Origin of the sequence: Terrabacter sp. GCM10028922 (genome assembly GCF_042666095.1) — a bacterium.
GTDB lineage: Bacteria > Actinomycetota > Actinomycetes > Actinomycetales > Dermatophilaceae > Terrabacter.
This window is the reverse complement of sequence record NZ_JBHTFG010000023.1, coordinates 380,680-396,064: the sequence shown is the minus strand read 5'-3', so window position 1 is coordinate 396,064 and position 15,385 is coordinate 380,680. Positions and strand designations below refer to the sequence as shown.

Sequence of the window (15,385 nt, the reverse complement as noted above, 5' to 3'; positions counted from 1 at the left end):
TCGACGGGCGCCGTCAGTGCGCCCCCGGGTCAGCGCAACCGAGGCATGACGTCGGCGGCGACCTCGTCGAGCACGTCGCGTGTGCCGCGGAACGGGTCGGTCGTGCGCGGCCAGTGCGTGATGACGTCGGTGAAGCCGAGGTCGGCGGCACGACAGACGGCGTCCTCGAACGCGGCGGCGCTCGAGAGCGCGAACGTCGGCGGGGCGTCGATGTCGAGGTAGCGGGCCAGGTCCGCGGACGGGCGGCCGGCGGCCTCGAGTGCGTCGTCGACGCGTCGGCTGTGGCTCGCCACGAGCGCCCACCACTCCTCGTCGGTGTCAGCGACGCCGCCGTAGGTCATCCATCCGTCACCACGCTCGACGGCGAGCCGGATCGACTTCGGGCCGTTGGCGGCGATGACCATCGGCACGCGGTTGCCGGTCTCGCCCCCGCGCACCGGGCCCGGGAGCGTGCGCACGTCGCGCGCGCTGTAGAAACGGCCCTCGGCGGTGACGCGGTCGTGGCTGAGGAGACGGTCGAGCAGGTCGGTGAACTCGTGGTACCGGGCGGTGCGGTCGCGCAGCGGGAGGTCCTCGCCCGTGATGCGCGAGTCCAGGTCACCCCCGGCGCCGACACCGAGGAGGAAGCGGCCACCGGAGATGTCGTCGAGCGCCAGCACCTCGCGCATGAGCTGGACGGGGTGGTGGTTGTTGGGAGACGACACGAAGGTGCCCAGGGCCATCCGCTCCGTGGCCGCGGCCGCCGCGGCAAGGGTCGGCACGGCACCGAACCACGGGGAGTCGGGCAGCCCCTCCCAGGTCACGTGGTCGAAGGTCCAGCCGTGGTCGAAGCCCAGCCGTTCGGCCTCGCGCCACATCGGCTCGGCCACGCGCCAGGGGTGCTCGGGCAGGATCGCCAGACCGAATCGCATGCCCCGACCGTAGCCTGTGGGGGTGACGACCAACTGGGACGCCGAGGCTGTCCTCGCCGCCTCCAACGAGTGGAGCTGCGTGCCGGACGGCGCGCCCCACGTGCGGAACGAGGAGTACCTCGTCGTCGCGTACCCCGACTACTTCCTCACCCCCACGTCGGCACGCGTCTTCGGTTCGGAGCGGGATGCCGCCTCGCTCGCCGACGAGATCTGCGCGGTCGCGCTCGGCTGGGGCCGCGAGCGGCTCTGGTGGCGCCTCTCCGAGTTCACCCGTCCGCCCGGGCTCGAGGTCGAGCTCATGGCGCGCGGGGCGGCCGTCGTCGAACGGATGGACGTGCTCGCCGTCCCTCTGGCCGCCGGCGGGCCCGACCTCGCGGTGCCCGACGACGTGGAGGTGCGCCGCGTCACCGACGAGCAGACGGTTCGCGACGCGATCGTGGTCGGCAACGACGCGTTCGGCGGCGAGCCCCCGAGCGACGACCAGGTCGCGACGGCGCTGCTCGAGGTCGAACGCGGTCTCGTCGACGACTCGGGCGGACGGTGGGTCGCGTACGTCGACGGGCGTCCGGCGGGCACGGGCGGCTACACGCTCGCCGGCGAGGTGTGCCGCCTGTGGGGTGGCAGCACGCACCGCTCGGTACGCGGCCGGGGCGCCTACCGCGCCGTCCTCGACGCTCGCCTGCGCACCGCGCGCGCCGCCGGTGCCACGCTCGGCCTCACCCACGGAGTGGTCGACACGTCGTCGCCGATCCTGCGCCGGGCCGGGTTCACGCGGTACGGCGAGGAACGCCAGCTCGTCCTCGACCTCTCGTGACCCCGCCGACGGCCGAGCGGGTCTCGCTCGAGTGGGACGAGCAGGGCGGCGTCACCGTGCACATGGACGGCTCGCCTCAGTCGCACGTCCAGCCCGACGACCCGACGCTCCTCGTCTTCGAGTACGTCCAGCACCTGGCGCTGGCGGTCGAGGCCGTGGCCCCTGCGCCCCGTCCGCTCGGCGTGACGCACGTGGGTGGCGCGGGACTCACGCTCCCGCGGTGGGTCGAGGCGACGCGTCCGGGGTCGCCGCAGATCGTCCTCGAGCCCGATGCCGCGCTCACCGAGCTCGTCCGCCGTGAGGTCCCGCTCCCCCGGCGCCACCGCATCCGGGTGCGGCCCGTCGACGGGCTCACGGGAGTGCGCGCCCTCAGGACCGCCTCGGCCGACGTCGTCGTGACGGACGCGTACGCCGAAGGACGCGTGCCGCCGGAGCTCGTCGGGACGGCATACGTCGAAGAGGTCGGGAGGGTCGTGCGGCCGGCCGGCCTGGCCCTGTGGAACCTCGCGGACGAGCCCGGCCTGCGGTGGGTGGCTCGTGTCGTCGCCACCGTCGAGGCCCTCCTGCCACATGTGGCGCTCGTCGCGACCCATGAGGTGCTCAAGGGACGGCGCTTCGGCAACGTGGTCCTCCTCGCGAGCGTGTCGCCGCTTCCCGTCGAGACGCTGCGGAGGGCGGTGGCGCGGGCCAACCTGCCGACCGGCCTGCGTGAGGGAGAGGCGCTGCGTCGCATGGTCGCCGGTGCACGTCCGTTCGGGCCGGAGGGTGAAGCGAGCCCAGTGCCCCCGGACGCCCGTGGCTGGCGGGTGCGCTGAGCGCGTCGTAGCGCGTCGTAGCGCAGGGTCCCGGCTCCCACCACCACGACGAAGCGGGCCATGACCCCATCGTGGCGGACCTCAGGCGCCGAAGACCGCCGGCAGCGTGAACTCGTGGGCCGACTTGAGCTCGGCCACCGAGACCGAGAAGAGGCCGGGGACCTCGAGGTCGCGGCCACCCGTGACGCCGATGCGGGCGTGCGGCACGTCGCCGAGCATCGCCTCGAACTCGGCGGCGTGGCCGGCCGGGACGGCGACGAGCGCACGCGCCGTCGACTCGGAGAAGAGGGCGGTGAACGCGTCGAGCGGGTTGCCGTCTGCGTCGACTCCGACGCGGTCGAGCCCGTCGACGGTCACGCCGACACCGTGGCGCATGCACGCCTCGGCGAGCGCGATGGCCAGGCCGCCGTCGGACAGGTCGTGCGCCGCCTCGACGACACCGGTGCCGGCCGCCTCGACGAGGACCCGCCCGAGTGCCTGCTCGGCGGCGAGGTCGACCTTGGGCGGCAGACCGCCGAGGTGCTTGTGGACCACGTGCGCCCACTCGGACCCGTCGAGCTCGTCACGCGTCGTGCCGAGGAGGTAGACGTGGGCGTCGTCGTTGCGGAAGCCGGAGCCGGACCGCTTCGAGACGTCGTCCATGACGCCGAGGACGCCGATGACGGGCGTCGGGTGGATCGCGACGTCGCCGGTCTGGTTGTAGAACGACACGTTGCCGCCGGTCACGGGGATGCCGAGGAACCTGCAGCCCTCGGCGATGCCGCGGATCGCCTCACGGAACTGCCACATGACGCCCGGGTCCTCCGGCGAGCCGAAGTTGAGGCAGTCGGTGACGGCGAGCGGTGCCGCCCCGGCGGTTGCGACGTTGCGGTACGCCTCGGCGAGCGCGAGCTGCGCGCCGGCATACGGGTCGAGCTTGGCGAACCGACCGTTGCAGTCGGTCGCGACGGCGACGCCACGTCCCGTCTCCTCGTCGACGCGCACCACGCCGGCGTCGTCGGGCTGAGCGAGCGCCGTGTTGCCCAGGACGTAGCGGTCGTACTGGTCGGTGACCCAGGACTTGTCGCACAGGTTGGGCGAGCCGATGAGGGTGAGCAGCTGCGCGCGGATGTCGTCGCCCGTCTCCGGCTTGGCGAGCGAGGCGGTGCCCGACGCGTTGAGCTCGTCGAGGTATGCCGGCCGGGCCAGCGGGCGGTTGTACGTCGGGCCCTCGTGGGCGACCGAGCGCGGCGGCACGTCGACGATGACCTCACCGTGCCACGTGATGACGAGGTGGTCGCCGTCGGTGACCTCACCGATGACGGTGGCCTCGACGTCCCAGCGGTCGGTGATCGCGAGGAACTGCTCGAGGTGCTTCGGCTCGACGACGGCCATCATGCGTTCCTGCGACTCGGACATGAGGATCTCCTGCGGCTGCAGGCTCGCGTCGCGCAGGGGCACGAGGCTGAGCTCGACCTGCATGCCGCCGTCACCGTTGGAGGCGAGCTCGCTTGTCGCGCAGGAGAGCCCGGCTCCACCGAGGTCCTGGATGCCGTCGACGACGCCCGCCTTGTAGAGGTCGAGGCAGCACTCGATGAGCACCTTCTCGGCGAACGGGTCGCCGACCTGCACGGCGGGGCGCTTCGTCGGGCCGCCCTCGTCGAACGTCTCGGAGGCGAGCACCGAGACCCCGCCGATGCCGTCGCCGCCCGTCTTGGCACCGAAGAGGATGACCTTGTTGCCGACACCGGACGCCTTGGCGAGGTGGATGTCCTCGATGCGCATGGCGCCGACGCACAGGGCGTTGACGAGCGGGTTGCCCTGGTAGCAGTCGTCGAAGACGACCTCGCCACCGATGTTGGGCAGGCCGATGCAGTTGCCGTAGCCGCCGACTCCGGCCACGACGCCGGGCAGGACGCGCTGGGTGTCCGGGTGGTGCAGGTTGCCGAAGCGGAGCGGGTCCATGACCGCGATCGGGCGCGCACCCATCGACATGATGTCGCGGATGATGCCGCCGACACCGGTCGCGGCGCCCTGGTAGGGCTCGACGTAGGACGGGTGGTTGTGCGACTCGACCTTGAAGGTCACCGCCCAGCCGTCACCGATGTCGACGACGCCGGCGTTCTCGCCGATGCCGACGAGGAGCTTCTCGCGCATCTCGTCGGTCGTGTTCTCGCCCCAGAGCGAGAAGTGGACCTTGCTCGACTTGTAGGAGCAGTGCTCGCTCCACATGACGGAGTACATGGCGAGCTCGGCGATGGTCGGACGGCGGCCGACGATCTCGCGGATGTTGGCGTACTCGTCGGGCTTGAGGCCGAGCTCGGCCCAGGGCTGCTCGACGTCGGGCGTGACGGCGGCGTGCTCGACGGTGTCGAGGACCGGCGCCGCCGGCGCCTGCGGGACGGTCTGCGTGTCGCTCATGCGTTGGCTGCGCTCTCGAGGGTCTGCTTGATGATCGAGGTGAAGAAGCCGCGGCCGTCGAGGCTCGGACCGAAGCCCTCCTCGACCGCGTGCTCGGGGTGCGGCATGAGGCCGACGACGTTGCCGCGCTCGTTGGTGATGCCGGCGATGTGCCGGTAGGAGCCGTTGGGGTTGCGGTCCTGGGCGTCGGGGACGTAGCGGAAGACGACCCGACCCTCGCCCTCGAGCGTGTCGAGCGTGCGCTCGTCGGCGACGAAACCGCCCTCGCCGTTCTTGAGGACGATGGTGATCTCCTGGCCGGCCTCGAAGTCGGAGGTCCAGGCCGTCGTCGCGTTCTCGACGACGAGGCGCTGGTCGACGCAGTTGAACTTGCGGTGGTCGTTGCGGATCAGCGCACCGGGCAGCAGGTGGCTCTCGGTCAGCACCTGGAAGCCGTTGCAGATGCCGAGGACCGGCAGCCCGCCCTGGGCTGCGGGCACGAGGGCCTCCATGACGGGGGCGAAGCGCGCGATCGCGCCGCAGCGGAGGTAGTCGCCGTAGGAGAAGCCGCCGGGGAGGATGACGGCGTCGACGCCCTTGAGGTCGGCGTCGCCGTGCCACAGGGAGACCGCCTCGCCGCCGCACTCGCTCACGGCGCGCGCCGCGTCACGGTCGTCGAGCGAACCGGGGAACGTGACGACGCCGATCTTCACTGCGCGTCGTCCTGCTCGTCGTCCTGCTCGTCGCCGCCGTCGGAGCCGCTCTCGTCCAGAGCGCGCACCGAGACGACGTCCTCGATGACCGGGTTGGACAGGAGGGTCTCGGCGGCCTCGCGGGCCGCGTCGAGCTGCGCGTCGGTGACGTCACCCTCGACGGTGAGCACGAAGCGCTTGCCCTGGCGGACGTCGGTGAAACCGTTGAACCCGAGCCGCGGCAGGGCGCCACCGACGGCCTGTCCCTGCGGGTCGAGGATCTCGGGCTTGAGCATGACGTCGACGACGATGCTTCCCATCAGTGGTGCTTCTCCCTGCGCTGGATGGGGATGGAGGCGTCCCTCAGGACGCCCAGAGTCTATATCGGGCGGCGCGGGCGCCCTTGACACCGTCTCAACGGGACTGGAGGGCGTCGAGCGCGACCGCCATCGCCATGCCCACCCGCCAGTCCATGGGCTTGCCGTCGGCGAGCGCCGGGAGGGTCACGTGGTAGACGTCCTTGAGCCCCACCTTCTTGTCTGAGCTCAAGGCGACGGACCCGTCGGGGGCCTTGAAGTCGAAGTGGAAGAGGAAGGGCCCCGGCAGGTCGTTGACGACGGGGAGCACCTCCCAGAGACGTCGTGCGATGGCCACCTTCTGGTTGCGCTCTCGCCCGATGAACTCGCGCCCGTCGGGCAGCGCGAGCATCCACGTCGAGTTGAGGAGCGAGGCGCCGAACTGCTTCTTGAAGTAGCCGATCGGCTGGCCGTTGCCGTCGGTCACGTCGTAGCCGGAGCCGAGGTCGATGCGCTTGCGGGCCTTGAAGCCGAAGAGCGGATGCGTCTTGGCGGAGTCGGTGTAGAAGGTGACCTGCTCCTTGAACGCCATCCGCTTCTGCTCGGCGAAGCAGAGCAGACCGAGCTCGTTGCCCTGCTCGTCGGCGCGGATGATCTCGTAGCGGTTGACCATGAGCGTGAGCTTCTGCCGGAGCACGTAGCGCTCGGCAGCGGCGGGGGTCTTGTCGGCGACGGGTTCGGTCATGCGCCCAGCGTGCCACAGCGGGCGTCACACTCCCCTGCGGTATGCCGTGGGCGCGCAGAGGGCCGACGCGACCGTCACCGACCAGGAGCGATGCGCGCGTGCAGGTGCATGTCGTGCCAGCCGTCCGGGTGCAACAGCGCCGACCGTCGGGTGCCCTCGAGCTCGAAGCCGTTCTTCTCGGCGACGCGGCACGACGGCTCGTTGTGCACCGAGTGCATGAGCTCGACCCGGTGCAGGCCGAGAGCGAAGAGCCACTCCGTCATCGCGGTGAGCGCACGCCCGGCGACACCCCTGCCGCGGCCCCCGGGCAGCACCCAGTAGCCCACCTCCGCGAGGCCTTCGCGGAGGTGCAGGACGGGCAGGCCGACGCGGCCGACGATACGGCCGGTGTGCTCGACCACCGCCCACTCGGCGCCGGTCTCCGTGGCCCAGCGCGCGTGCGCCCGACCGCGGATCCACTCGAGCGCATCGTCGTGGGTCATGGACCGACGGTGCCAGCGCTGGATCGCCGGGTCTGCGTACGCCCGGACGAGCACCTCGGCGTCGGTGTCACGGAAGGGCCGGAGGGAGAGGTCGTCACCGGCCGGGATGCTCGGCTGTGCCTGGCCGTTGAGGGCACCAGGCCCGACGGCCACGGGGAGAGCAGACATGCCGCCATCTTCGCATCTGACAGCGATAGCCGGTCTCTAGGTCGGAATGCCTTGCACGCCAATGAAACTCGCTGTGCATGAACGCTCGTGTCGCGAAGTCCGGTGGTTCAGAAGGGTGGCCGGCGTTCTTGGTTATTCGGTTGCAGCCACCGAGACGGAGGTGTCAGATCCCGGCTATGACGATTGTGCTCAGCACGCCGACGCCCGACGGGATGCGCGAGGCTGTTGCGGCGCTGCGGGAGTGGCAGCACGACGAAGCGCCGATGCAGCTGCATCCCGGTGACATCGGCTGGAACTACCGGTTCGGTACGGCCGAGACGGCCGCGGTGGTCAGGACCTGGAGCCGGCACGGACGGATCGTCGCTGTCGGGATGCTGGATACGCCCACGCTGGTGCGGATGACGGTGGCTCCTCACGCCTTCGGGGACGAGGGCCTGGCTCGGCGACTCGTCGAGGACCTTTCGCTGCCGGAGCGCGGCGTGCTGCCGGAGGGAGCGGTGTCCATCGAGGCGCCGCAGGGCCTGCTGCTCCACGACCTGCTGACCAAGGAGGGCTGGGGTGTCGACGAGCCGTGGACGCCGCTCTTCCGCGACCTCGCCGAAGCGGTGGAGGACCCCGGCGTGTCGATCAAGGCGATCGGCCTGGAGCAGGCACAGGACTTCGCCGACGTCCTGCGGTCCGCGTTCGACACCACGAGGCCCACGCGCGAGTACCGGCACGAGATGTCCGCGGCACCGTTCTACGCCGACGCCCGATGCCTGGGTGCCTACGACGACCAGGGCAGCCCCGCCGCGGTGGTGACGGTCTGGTCGGCCGGCAAGGGGAAGCCGGGACTGGTCGAGCCGATGGGCGTCCATGCGGACCACCGCGGCCGCGGCTATGGCCGGGCGATCACCGTCGCCGGGGCGGCCGCGCTGCGGGAGATGGGGTCGTCGAGCGTGCGCGTGTGCACGCCGAGCTCCAACGTCGGCGGCGTCGCGACGTACAAGGCGGCCGGGTTCGCGGCGAGGCAGGAGGTCGCCGACCGGATCCGGAAGGTGTGACGTCGGGGTCTCCGGACCTTCTCAGCATGCGCCAGCACCTCGGACGAGCATCCGCTGCTGAGACTCCGAGGGAAGGGTCAGAACGACTCGCCGGTGAGCCGCTCGTAGGCCTCGACGTACTTGGCCCGGGTCTGTTCGACGACGTGCTCGGGGAGCTCCGGCGGCGCCTCGCCGCTGGCGCGGTCCCAGCCCGACTCCGGCGAGGTGAGCCAGTCACGGACGAACTGCTTGTCGTACGACGACTGGGCGTGGCCCGGCTCCCACAGCTCGGCCGGCCAGAACCGCGACGAGTCGGGCGTCAGCACCTCGTCGGCGAGCACCAGACCACCTGAACCGTCGGGCGCGACACCGAACTCGACCTTCGTGTCGGCGATGAGGATCCCGCGCGCAGAGGCGATCTCGTTGCCGCGGGCAAGGATGGCTCGCGTCAGGCGCGACACCTCCGCGGCCACGTCGGCACCCAGCTCGGCCTCCACCTCGGCCGGACCCATCGGGAGGTCGTGCTCCCCGAGGGGCGCCTTCGTCGTCGGCGTGAACACGGGTTCGGGCAGCTTCGACCCGTCGACGAGCCCCTCCGGCAGGGCGACGCCGGACACCGAGCCCTTCTCGCGGTACTCCTCGAGGCCACCACCCGTGAGGTAGGCCCGCGCGATCGCCTCGACCTTGAGCATGTCGAGCTTGCGCACGAGCACCGCCCGTCCGGCGACGGCGTCGGGCACCTCCGTCGACACGACGTGGTTGGGCACGAGGTCGGCGAGCTGGTCGAACCACCACAGCGACAGGCGCGTCAGCACCGCTCCCTTGTCGGGGATCTCGGGCGACATCATCCAGTCGTACGCCGAGAGCCGGTTGGACGCGACGAGAAGCAGCCGGTCGGGCACGACGTCCCCGTCCGCGTCGAGCGGCGCGTAGAGGTCGCGCACCTTGCCGGAGTAGATGTGCTCGTAGCCGGGCAGTTCAAGCGGTAGATCGGTCACGCGCACAGCCTGCCACCTGGTCAGACGGTCGGACAGCACGCGCTCAGGGGGAATGGGCAGGTTCATGACAGGGCCTCCTTGAGGGCATCGATCTCGATCACGTTGGTGAGGCTCCGGCGAGCCCGGTGCAGACGGGACTTCACGGTCCCCTCCGAGACGCCGAGCGCGCCAGCCGCCTCGGCCATGGAGCAGTGCGACCAGACGACCAGCTCGATCGCCTCGCGCTGTACCGCCGGGATGCGCTTCAGGGCGCGGTGCACCTCGCTCATCTGCCGTTCGTCGTCGACGCGCGCCGCAGTGGAGGAAGCATGGTCGGCCGAGACAGCGCCACCGGCGTCCGCCTCGATCCGCCCGTGTAGCAGCCGCTGCCGCCGAGCCGAGCGCGCGACGTTGGCGCACTCCTGCCCCGCCATCACGAGCAGCACGGCCCGCGCCGTCTCGGCCCGCAGCTGGTCCACCGTGCCGTTGCGGGCTCGTCGCCACACGGCGGTGAAGGTCGCCTGCACGACGTCTTCCGCAGCCGCCCAGGACGCCGTGCGCCGGAACGCGAAGTTGTACACGGCATCGCAGTGCCGCCGGTACAGCTCCGTGAGCGCCGCGCCGTCGGCGTCGGCCAGCCGCGACCACAGCCCTCGGTCGTCCAGCGCGCCGCCGGATTCCGTCATCGCCCCTCCTCGGATCGCAGTCGTCGTGCTCATGCCAAGGAGAGTCCGGCTCAGCCCGGACGGTTCGCCTCAGCCGACCGCGATCTCGCCTCGTTCTGCGCGCAGCCCGATGTCGGTGCGGTGATGCGACCCGTCGAGCTCGATGACGTCCACGGCGTCGTATGCCGCCCGCCTCGCCTTCGCGAGCGAGGGCGCCACGGCGACGACGTCGAGGACCCGCCCACCCGCGGACACCAGCGTGCCGCTCTCGTCGAGCGCGGTGCCCGCGTGGAGGACGACGACGCCGGGCACCTCGGCAGCGGCGTCGAGCCCGATGATCGGGTCGCCCGTCCGCGGAGACGCGGGGTAGCCGTCCGACGCGATGACGACGACGACGGCATGGTCGCTCGACCACCGGAGCCGCCCGAAGTCGGCCAGGCCGCCGGTGGCCGCCGCGAAGAGGAGCTGCGCGAAGGGCGTCTCGAGGCGCGCGATCGACGCCTGCCCGTCGGGGTCACCGAAGCGCGCGTTGAACTCGATCACCTTGGGGCCGCGGGACGTCAGCGCGAGCCCGACGTAGAGGACGCCCACGAAGGGTGTGCCGCGGCGGCGCATCTCGTCGATCGTCGGCTGCGCGACCCGCGCGACGATGTCGTCGGCGAGCCCTGGCGACGCCCACTCGAGTGGTGAGTAGGCGCCCATGCCGCCGGTGTTCGGACCGGCGTCGTCGTCTCCGACGCGCTTGAAGTCCTGGGCCGGCGAGAAGACGACGACGGTCTCGCCGTCGCTGACGCAGAAGACGGAGACCTCCGGCCCGTCGAGGAACTCCTCGACGACGAGGCGGCCGTCGGCCTTGGCGAGGCAGCTGCGGGCGTGCTCGACGGCGGCCTCGCGAGAGTCCGTGACGACGACGCCCTTGCCGGCGGCGAGGCCGTCGTCCTTGACGACGTGGGGGGCGCCCAGCGCGTCGAGCGCTGCCTCCACCTCGTCGAGGGTCGTGCACACGTGGGCCAGCGCGGTCGGGACGTCGGCTGCGGCCATGACCTCCTTGGCGAAGGCCTTGCTGCCCTCGAGGCGGGCGGCCTGGGCGGAGGGGCCGAAGACGGCGAGGCCGGACTCACGGCATACGTCGGCGACGCCTGCGACGAGCGGCGCCTCGGGGCCCACGATGACGAGGTCGACCTCGTGCTCGCGCGCCAGCGCCGCCACCGCAGCACCGTCGAGGATGTCGACGGGGACGCAGAGCGCGGTCGCGTCGATGCCCGGGTTGCCGGGCGCGGCGATCACCGCATCGACCTCGGGATCGGCCGCGACGGCCTTGACGAGTGCGTGTTCACGGGCGCCGGAGCCGAGTACGAGGACCTTCACGGCCGACAGCCTATTGGCTGACCCACCCGTGGCTGCCACGCTGTCTCGGTGCCCAACACCCACCCGGCCCCCGACCACGGCGCGTGGCTCGTGCAGACCCTCCAGGCGCACCGCGACGCGGTGCTGTGGAAGCTCGACGGCCTGTCGGAGTACGACACGCGTCGACCGCTGACGCCGACGGGCACGAACCTCCTCGGACTCGTCAAGCACCTCGCGTACGTCGAGTTCGGCTATCTCGGCGCCACGTTCGGCCGCCCCGCGGACCGCCAGCTGCCGGCGTGGGCCGACGGCGCGGAGCTCAACGACGACATGTATGCCCGCGCCGATGAGTCGCGCGAAGAGGTCGTCGACCTCTACCGCGAGGCGTGGCGGCACGGCGACCGCACGGTCGCGCTCGGCCTGGACACGATGGGCCGCGTGCCGCACTGGCCGGAGGAGCGGGCCCACGTCGACGTCCGGTTCGTCCTCGGCCACCTCGTCGCCGAGACCGCCCGTCACGCCGGCCACGCCGACATCCTGCGGGAGCTGATCGACGGTGCAGCCGGCCGCTTCCAGGGGCGCGACAACCTGCCCGACGTCGACCGCGACTGGTGGGTCGCCTACGTCGCGAAGGTGCAGGCCGCGGCCGAGGCGTACCGCTGAGGATCACGCGAGCCGGGCGAGCAGCCCTTCACGGACGCGGGGCCACTCGTCGACGAGGATCGAGTGCACCGCCGAGTCGCGCCAGGACCCGTCCGCACGCCTCACGTCCCGCCGCGTGATCCCCTCGAAGGTCGCGCCGAGCTTGAGTATCGCGGCGCGGGAGCGTGCGTTGATGACGTCGGTCTGGATCTTGACGCGGCCGAACCCGCACGTGTCGTAGGCGTGCTCCAGCAGCAGCAGCTTGCTCTCCGGGTTGACGGCCGTGCCCCACCAGCGTGAGCCGTACATCGTCCACCCGAGGTGCACGTGCTCACGCACCGTGTCGACGTCGCCGAGCGAGCTGGTCCCCACGACCGTGCCGGCCGGGCCGAGCTCTCCGTCGGCGACGAGCCGGATCGTGTATGCCGTCCGGCCGGCTTCGCGCGACGCCACCGCCGCGGCCACGAGGGCCTCCGTCTCGGCGACGGTCTCGTGGGGCGCCGACATCGCGTAACCCTGCTCGTAGCAGCGCGGGTCGGAGTAGACGGCGAAGAGCTCGGCAGCGTCGTCCGGGGTCGTCAGGTCGAGGCGGACGACCCGGCCGACGAGCGGCGCGCCGGTGGGCGGGACACAGGGCGTGGTTGGCATGACATGACAGTAGACTTGATGGTTCCCGCGCCGCCTCAGGCGTCCCTCGAGTCCTTGGATGTCAGTGAGCACTTCGAACGCATCGTCCCAGCGGAGCAGCGCGTCCCGATCGCGCGATGTCTCGTCGGTGGCGACCAAGAGCATCCCCGACGAGCTCGCCCGCGAGATCGCCGTCGAGCAGGCCCACGTCGACCGCGTCCACGAGGAGCTCGGGAAGGCGGGCCTGCGGGCCGACGTCGTGCAGGCCGAGGGCCTGGCGCGCGGGCAGTTCGGCCGGTCCGTCGAGGTCGGCGACGCCGAGGGCGCCGGGCTCTTCGAGCGCGACGCCCTGATGTTCCACGCTGCCAAGCGGCGCACCGCGCTCGACACGCAGCACGAGGGTCTCGTCTTCGGTCGGCTCGACATCGACCACGCGATGCTGCGGGCCGCTGCCGCCGCCGGCACCGGCGACGTGTCCGGCAACGGCTACCGCCCGGCCTCCGACGCGGCGAGCGAGGACCGCGAGGTCCGCTACATCGGACGCCTCGGCGTCCGCGACGACGACTACGAGCCGCTCGTCATCGACTGGCGCGCCCCGGCCGCCTCTGCCTTCTACCGGGCGACCCCGACGCAGCCGATGGGGGTGCTGCGCCGTCGCGTGCTGCGCAGCCGCGGCACGACCGTCATCGGCGTCGAGGACGACCTCATGGTCCCCGAGGCACCCGACGACCTCGTCGTCGTCGGCGACGGCGCCCTCATGGCCGCGTTGACCCGTAGTCGCGGCGAGCGCATGCGCGACATCGTCGCGACGATCCAGGCCCACCAGGACGAGGCCATCCGCGCGAGCGCTCGTGGCGTCACCGAGATCACGGGAGGCCCCGGCACCGGCAAGACGGTCGTCGCGCTGCACCGGGCGGCGTACCTTCTCTACTCCGACCGGCGCCGGTTCGAGTCGGGTGGCATCCTCGTCGTCGGCCCGTCGGGCGCCTACACGGCCTACATCGAGCGCGTCCTCCCCTCGCTCGGCGAGGAGAGTGTCATCCTGCGCGCCCTCGGCGACGTGCTCGACGTCGTGCACACCGAGCGCCTCGACCCCCCGGCGGTCGCACGAGTCAAGGGTTCCACCCGCATCCGCACGCTGCTGGGGGCCGCGTCCCGCGGCCGGGTCCCCGACGCACCGACCGAGTTCCGCGCGATGGTCGCCGGGCGGCCCGTGCGTCTCGAGGCGCGCGACCTCGACCGGGTGCGCTCGCAGGTCCTGCGCCAGCACCAGCGCAACACGGCCACGGCTGCCGCACAGGCTGCCCTCGGCGAGGCCGCCTGGGCCTCGCTCGGCATCACGGGCGAGCGCGAGGCCAAGGCCGAGTTCCTCGACAGGTGGGAGGACCACCTCGACGTCGAGGCGTTCCTGCAGGCGTGGTGGCCGCAGGTCGACCCGCGCGAGGTGCTGCTCTGGCTCGGTGACCCCGCTCTCGTGCGCCGGCACGCCCGCGGGACACTGCGCGACGACGAGGTCGAGGCTCTTTCCGCGTCCTTCCGCCTCGCGCTCGAGACCGGCACGTGGTCGGTCGCCGACGTCGCGCTCGTCGACGACGTCGCTGGGCGGGTCGGGCCCGTGCAGGAGGCCCCGCAGGAGGAGCGTGGCTTCTACGAGATCGAGGAGCTCGACGACCTCAGCCAGTACGGCGTGACCGAGGTGCAGCCCGTCGTCAGCGCCGCGCGTGACCACGCGCCGCTGGTGCTCACCGATCCGCGCGAACGCCTCCTCGCCGGCCGCATCGGCAAGCCCGACGAGTACGCCCACGTGCTCGTCGACGAGGCGCAGGACCTTTCCCCCATGCAGTGGCGGATGATCGGCCGCCGGGGTCGCCACGCGTCCTGGACCGTCGTCGGCGACGCGGCGCAGGCGTCGTGGCCCGATGCCGCCGAAGCGGCCGACGCGCGCGAGGAGGCCTTCGGCTCGCAGGCGCGGCAGCTCTTCCACATGGACACGAACTACCGCAACGCTCGCGAGATCTTCGACTACGCCGCCGAGGTCGTGCGCCGCGAGGTGCCCGACGCCGACATCCCGCAGGCTGTCCGCGAGACCGGCGTCGAGCCCGTCGAGGGCGCCCTCGGCACCGACCCGTTCTCGTCGGTCCGCGCCGCCGTGGTCGAGCTGCTCACGCAGGTCGAGGGCGCCATCGCGGTCGTCACGCCGGCCCTCCACGCGGCCGCGCTCGCGCCGGTGACCGAGCTCGGCGAGGGCCGCGTCCAGGTCGTCGACCCGATGTCGACGAAGGGCCTCGAGTACGACGCCACGGTCGTCGTGGACCCCGACGAGATCACCCGCGAGTCGCCCGGTGGCGTCCGTGTCCTATACGTCGCCCTGACGCGCGCCGCGCACCGGATGACCGTCCTGTCCTGATCCGCTCTTGACGCAGGATGCGGGCGGTGCCCGGTGGGCGGACGGCCTGTCCGGATTGCGTGATCCTGATTTCCGAGCTGGTCGCCGCAGACTTCACCGTCGTGGACGGCTCGTGTCGCCCGTTGTCAGGTGCTCACCGGATGTGCCCGCAGGATGCGCTGCAGGCACCCGTTTCCACCTAGGTAAAGAGTTGTTCAAGGATTGCTCGAACCATCGACTGAACCCCGACTGCGGGGGATGATTGGTCCAACGCCAGGGCGTGCGAACCTACCCTCCCCGCCGTCTCCTCCCCCCTGAGACCCTTGGCGTTTGGCGAAGTCCCGCCCCCCAATGTGGACGACGCACCGGGCGAGGGACGAGATGCAACCCCCCTGCATCTCGCCCCTCGCCCGCTCC

General features: G+C 71.8%; 15 protein-coding genes. 5 read left to right on the top strand and 10 right to left on the bottom strand.

Annotation, left to right across the window (positions count from 1 at the left end; translation table 11 throughout):
• Positions 1–29: 29 nt before the first annotated feature.
• Positions 30–911 carry an LLM class flavin-dependent oxidoreductase gene (locus ACFQU3_RS18660; protein ID WP_385912511.1) on the bottom strand — a complete coding sequence of 294 codons (882 nt, stop codon included), beginning with the start codon at positions 909–911 and terminating at the stop codon, positions 30–32.
• Positions 912–933: 22 nt separating this feature from the next.
• Between ACFQU3_RS18660 and ACFQU3_RS18655 the strand changes: the two genes are divergently transcribed.
• Entirely contained in the window at positions 934–1,725 is a 792-nt protein-coding gene (locus ACFQU3_RS18655) for a GNAT family N-acetyltransferase (RefSeq protein ID WP_385912509.1), read from the top strand.
• Complete coding sequence (locus ACFQU3_RS18650) at positions 1,722–2,540, top strand: spermidine synthase (RefSeq protein ID WP_385912507.1); 819 nt, start codon at positions 1,722–1,724, stop codon at positions 2,538–2,540. The genes ACFQU3_RS18655 and ACFQU3_RS18650 overlap by 4 nt, the downstream gene beginning before the upstream one ends.
• An 81-nt stretch (positions 2,541–2,621) precedes the next feature.
• Here the strand turns inward: ACFQU3_RS18650 and purL are convergent, their stop codons facing one another.
• The 5 genes from purL to ACFQU3_RS18625 all read right to left on the bottom strand — a co-directional run bounded on the left by purL (position 2,622) and on the right by ACFQU3_RS18625 (position 7,302).
• Positions 2,622–4,940 carry a phosphoribosylformylglycinamidine synthase subunit PurL gene (purL, locus tag ACFQU3_RS18645; RefSeq protein WP_385912505.1) on the bottom strand — a complete coding sequence of 773 codons (2,319 nt, stop codon included), beginning with the start codon at positions 4,938–4,940 and terminating at the stop codon, positions 2,622–2,624.
• The gene (gene purQ, locus ACFQU3_RS18640) at positions 4,937–5,632 is read right to left on the bottom strand and encodes a phosphoribosylformylglycinamidine synthase subunit PurQ (protein ID WP_385912503.1); all 696 of its coding nucleotides are present in this window, start codon (positions 5,630–5,632) and stop codon (positions 4,937–4,939) included. The genes purL and purQ overlap by 4 nt, the downstream gene beginning before the upstream one ends.
• Positions 5,629–5,931 (bottom strand): phosphoribosylformylglycinamidine synthase subunit PurS, encoded by a 303-nt coding sequence (purS, locus tag ACFQU3_RS18635; RefSeq protein WP_385912501.1) that lies wholly within the window; start codon positions 5,929–5,931, stop codon positions 5,629–5,631. The genes purQ and purS overlap by 4 nt, the downstream gene beginning before the upstream one ends.
• Positions 5,932–6,025: 94 nt before the next feature.
• Positions 6,026–6,652, bottom strand: a complete 627-nt coding sequence (locus ACFQU3_RS18630; RefSeq protein WP_385912499.1) for a hypothetical protein — start codon at positions 6,650–6,652, stop codon at positions 6,026–6,028.
• A gap of 74 nt (positions 6,653–6,726) precedes the next feature.
• On the bottom strand, positions 6,727–7,302 hold the full coding sequence (locus ACFQU3_RS18625) for a GNAT family N-acetyltransferase (protein WP_385912497.1): 576 nt from the start codon (positions 7,300–7,302) through the stop codon (positions 6,727–6,729).
• A 176-nt stretch (positions 7,303–7,478) separates the two neighbouring features.
• Between ACFQU3_RS18625 and ACFQU3_RS18620 the strand changes: the two genes are divergently transcribed.
• On the top strand, positions 7,479–8,345 hold the full coding sequence (locus tag ACFQU3_RS18620; RefSeq protein WP_385912495.1) for a GNAT family N-acetyltransferase: 867 nt from the start codon (positions 7,479–7,481) through the stop codon (positions 8,343–8,345).
• Between the two features lie 77 nt (positions 8,346–8,422).
• Here ACFQU3_RS18620 and ACFQU3_RS18615 read toward each other — a convergent pair whose 3' ends face one another.
• The 3 genes from ACFQU3_RS18615 to purD are packed head-to-tail and all read right to left on the bottom strand — an operon-like array spanning position 8,423 to position 11,334.
• A complete protein-coding gene (locus ACFQU3_RS18615; protein ID WP_385912739.1) occupies positions 8,423–9,328 on the bottom strand; it encodes a phosphoribosylaminoimidazolesuccinocarboxamide synthase in 906 nt (301 codons plus the stop codon).
• 56 nt (positions 9,329–9,384) lie between these two features.
• Positions 9,385–10,020: an RNA polymerase sigma factor gene (locus tag ACFQU3_RS18610; protein WP_385912493.1), complete on the bottom strand. Its 636-nt coding sequence runs from the start codon at positions 10,018–10,020 to the stop codon at positions 9,385–9,387.
• Between the two features lie 36 nt (positions 10,021–10,056).
• The gene (gene purD / locus ACFQU3_RS18605; RefSeq protein WP_385912491.1) at positions 10,057–11,334 is read right to left on the bottom strand and encodes a phosphoribosylamine--glycine ligase; all 1,278 of its coding nucleotides are present in this window, start codon (positions 11,332–11,334) and stop codon (positions 10,057–10,059) included.
• 48 nt (positions 11,335–11,382) lie between these two features.
• On the opposite strand from purD, the gene ACFQU3_RS18600 reads away from it, so the two are divergent.
• Entirely contained in the window at positions 11,383–11,976 is a 594-nt protein-coding gene (locus ACFQU3_RS18600; protein WP_385912489.1) for a DinB family protein, read from the top strand.
• Positions 11,977–11,979: 3 nt separating this feature from the next.
• On the opposite strand, the gene ACFQU3_RS18595 is transcribed toward ACFQU3_RS18600, so the two are convergent.
• Positions 11,980–12,603: a GNAT family N-acetyltransferase gene (locus ACFQU3_RS18595; RefSeq protein ID WP_385912487.1), complete on the bottom strand. Its 624-nt coding sequence runs from the start codon at positions 12,601–12,603 to the stop codon at positions 11,980–11,982.
• 127 nt (positions 12,604–12,730) lie between these two features.
• Between ACFQU3_RS18595 and ACFQU3_RS18590 the strand changes: the two genes are divergently transcribed.
• Entirely contained in the window at positions 12,731–14,989 is a 2,259-nt protein-coding gene (locus ACFQU3_RS18590) for a HelD family protein (protein ID WP_385912486.1), read from the top strand.
• Positions 14,990–15,385 lie beyond the last annotated feature (396 nt).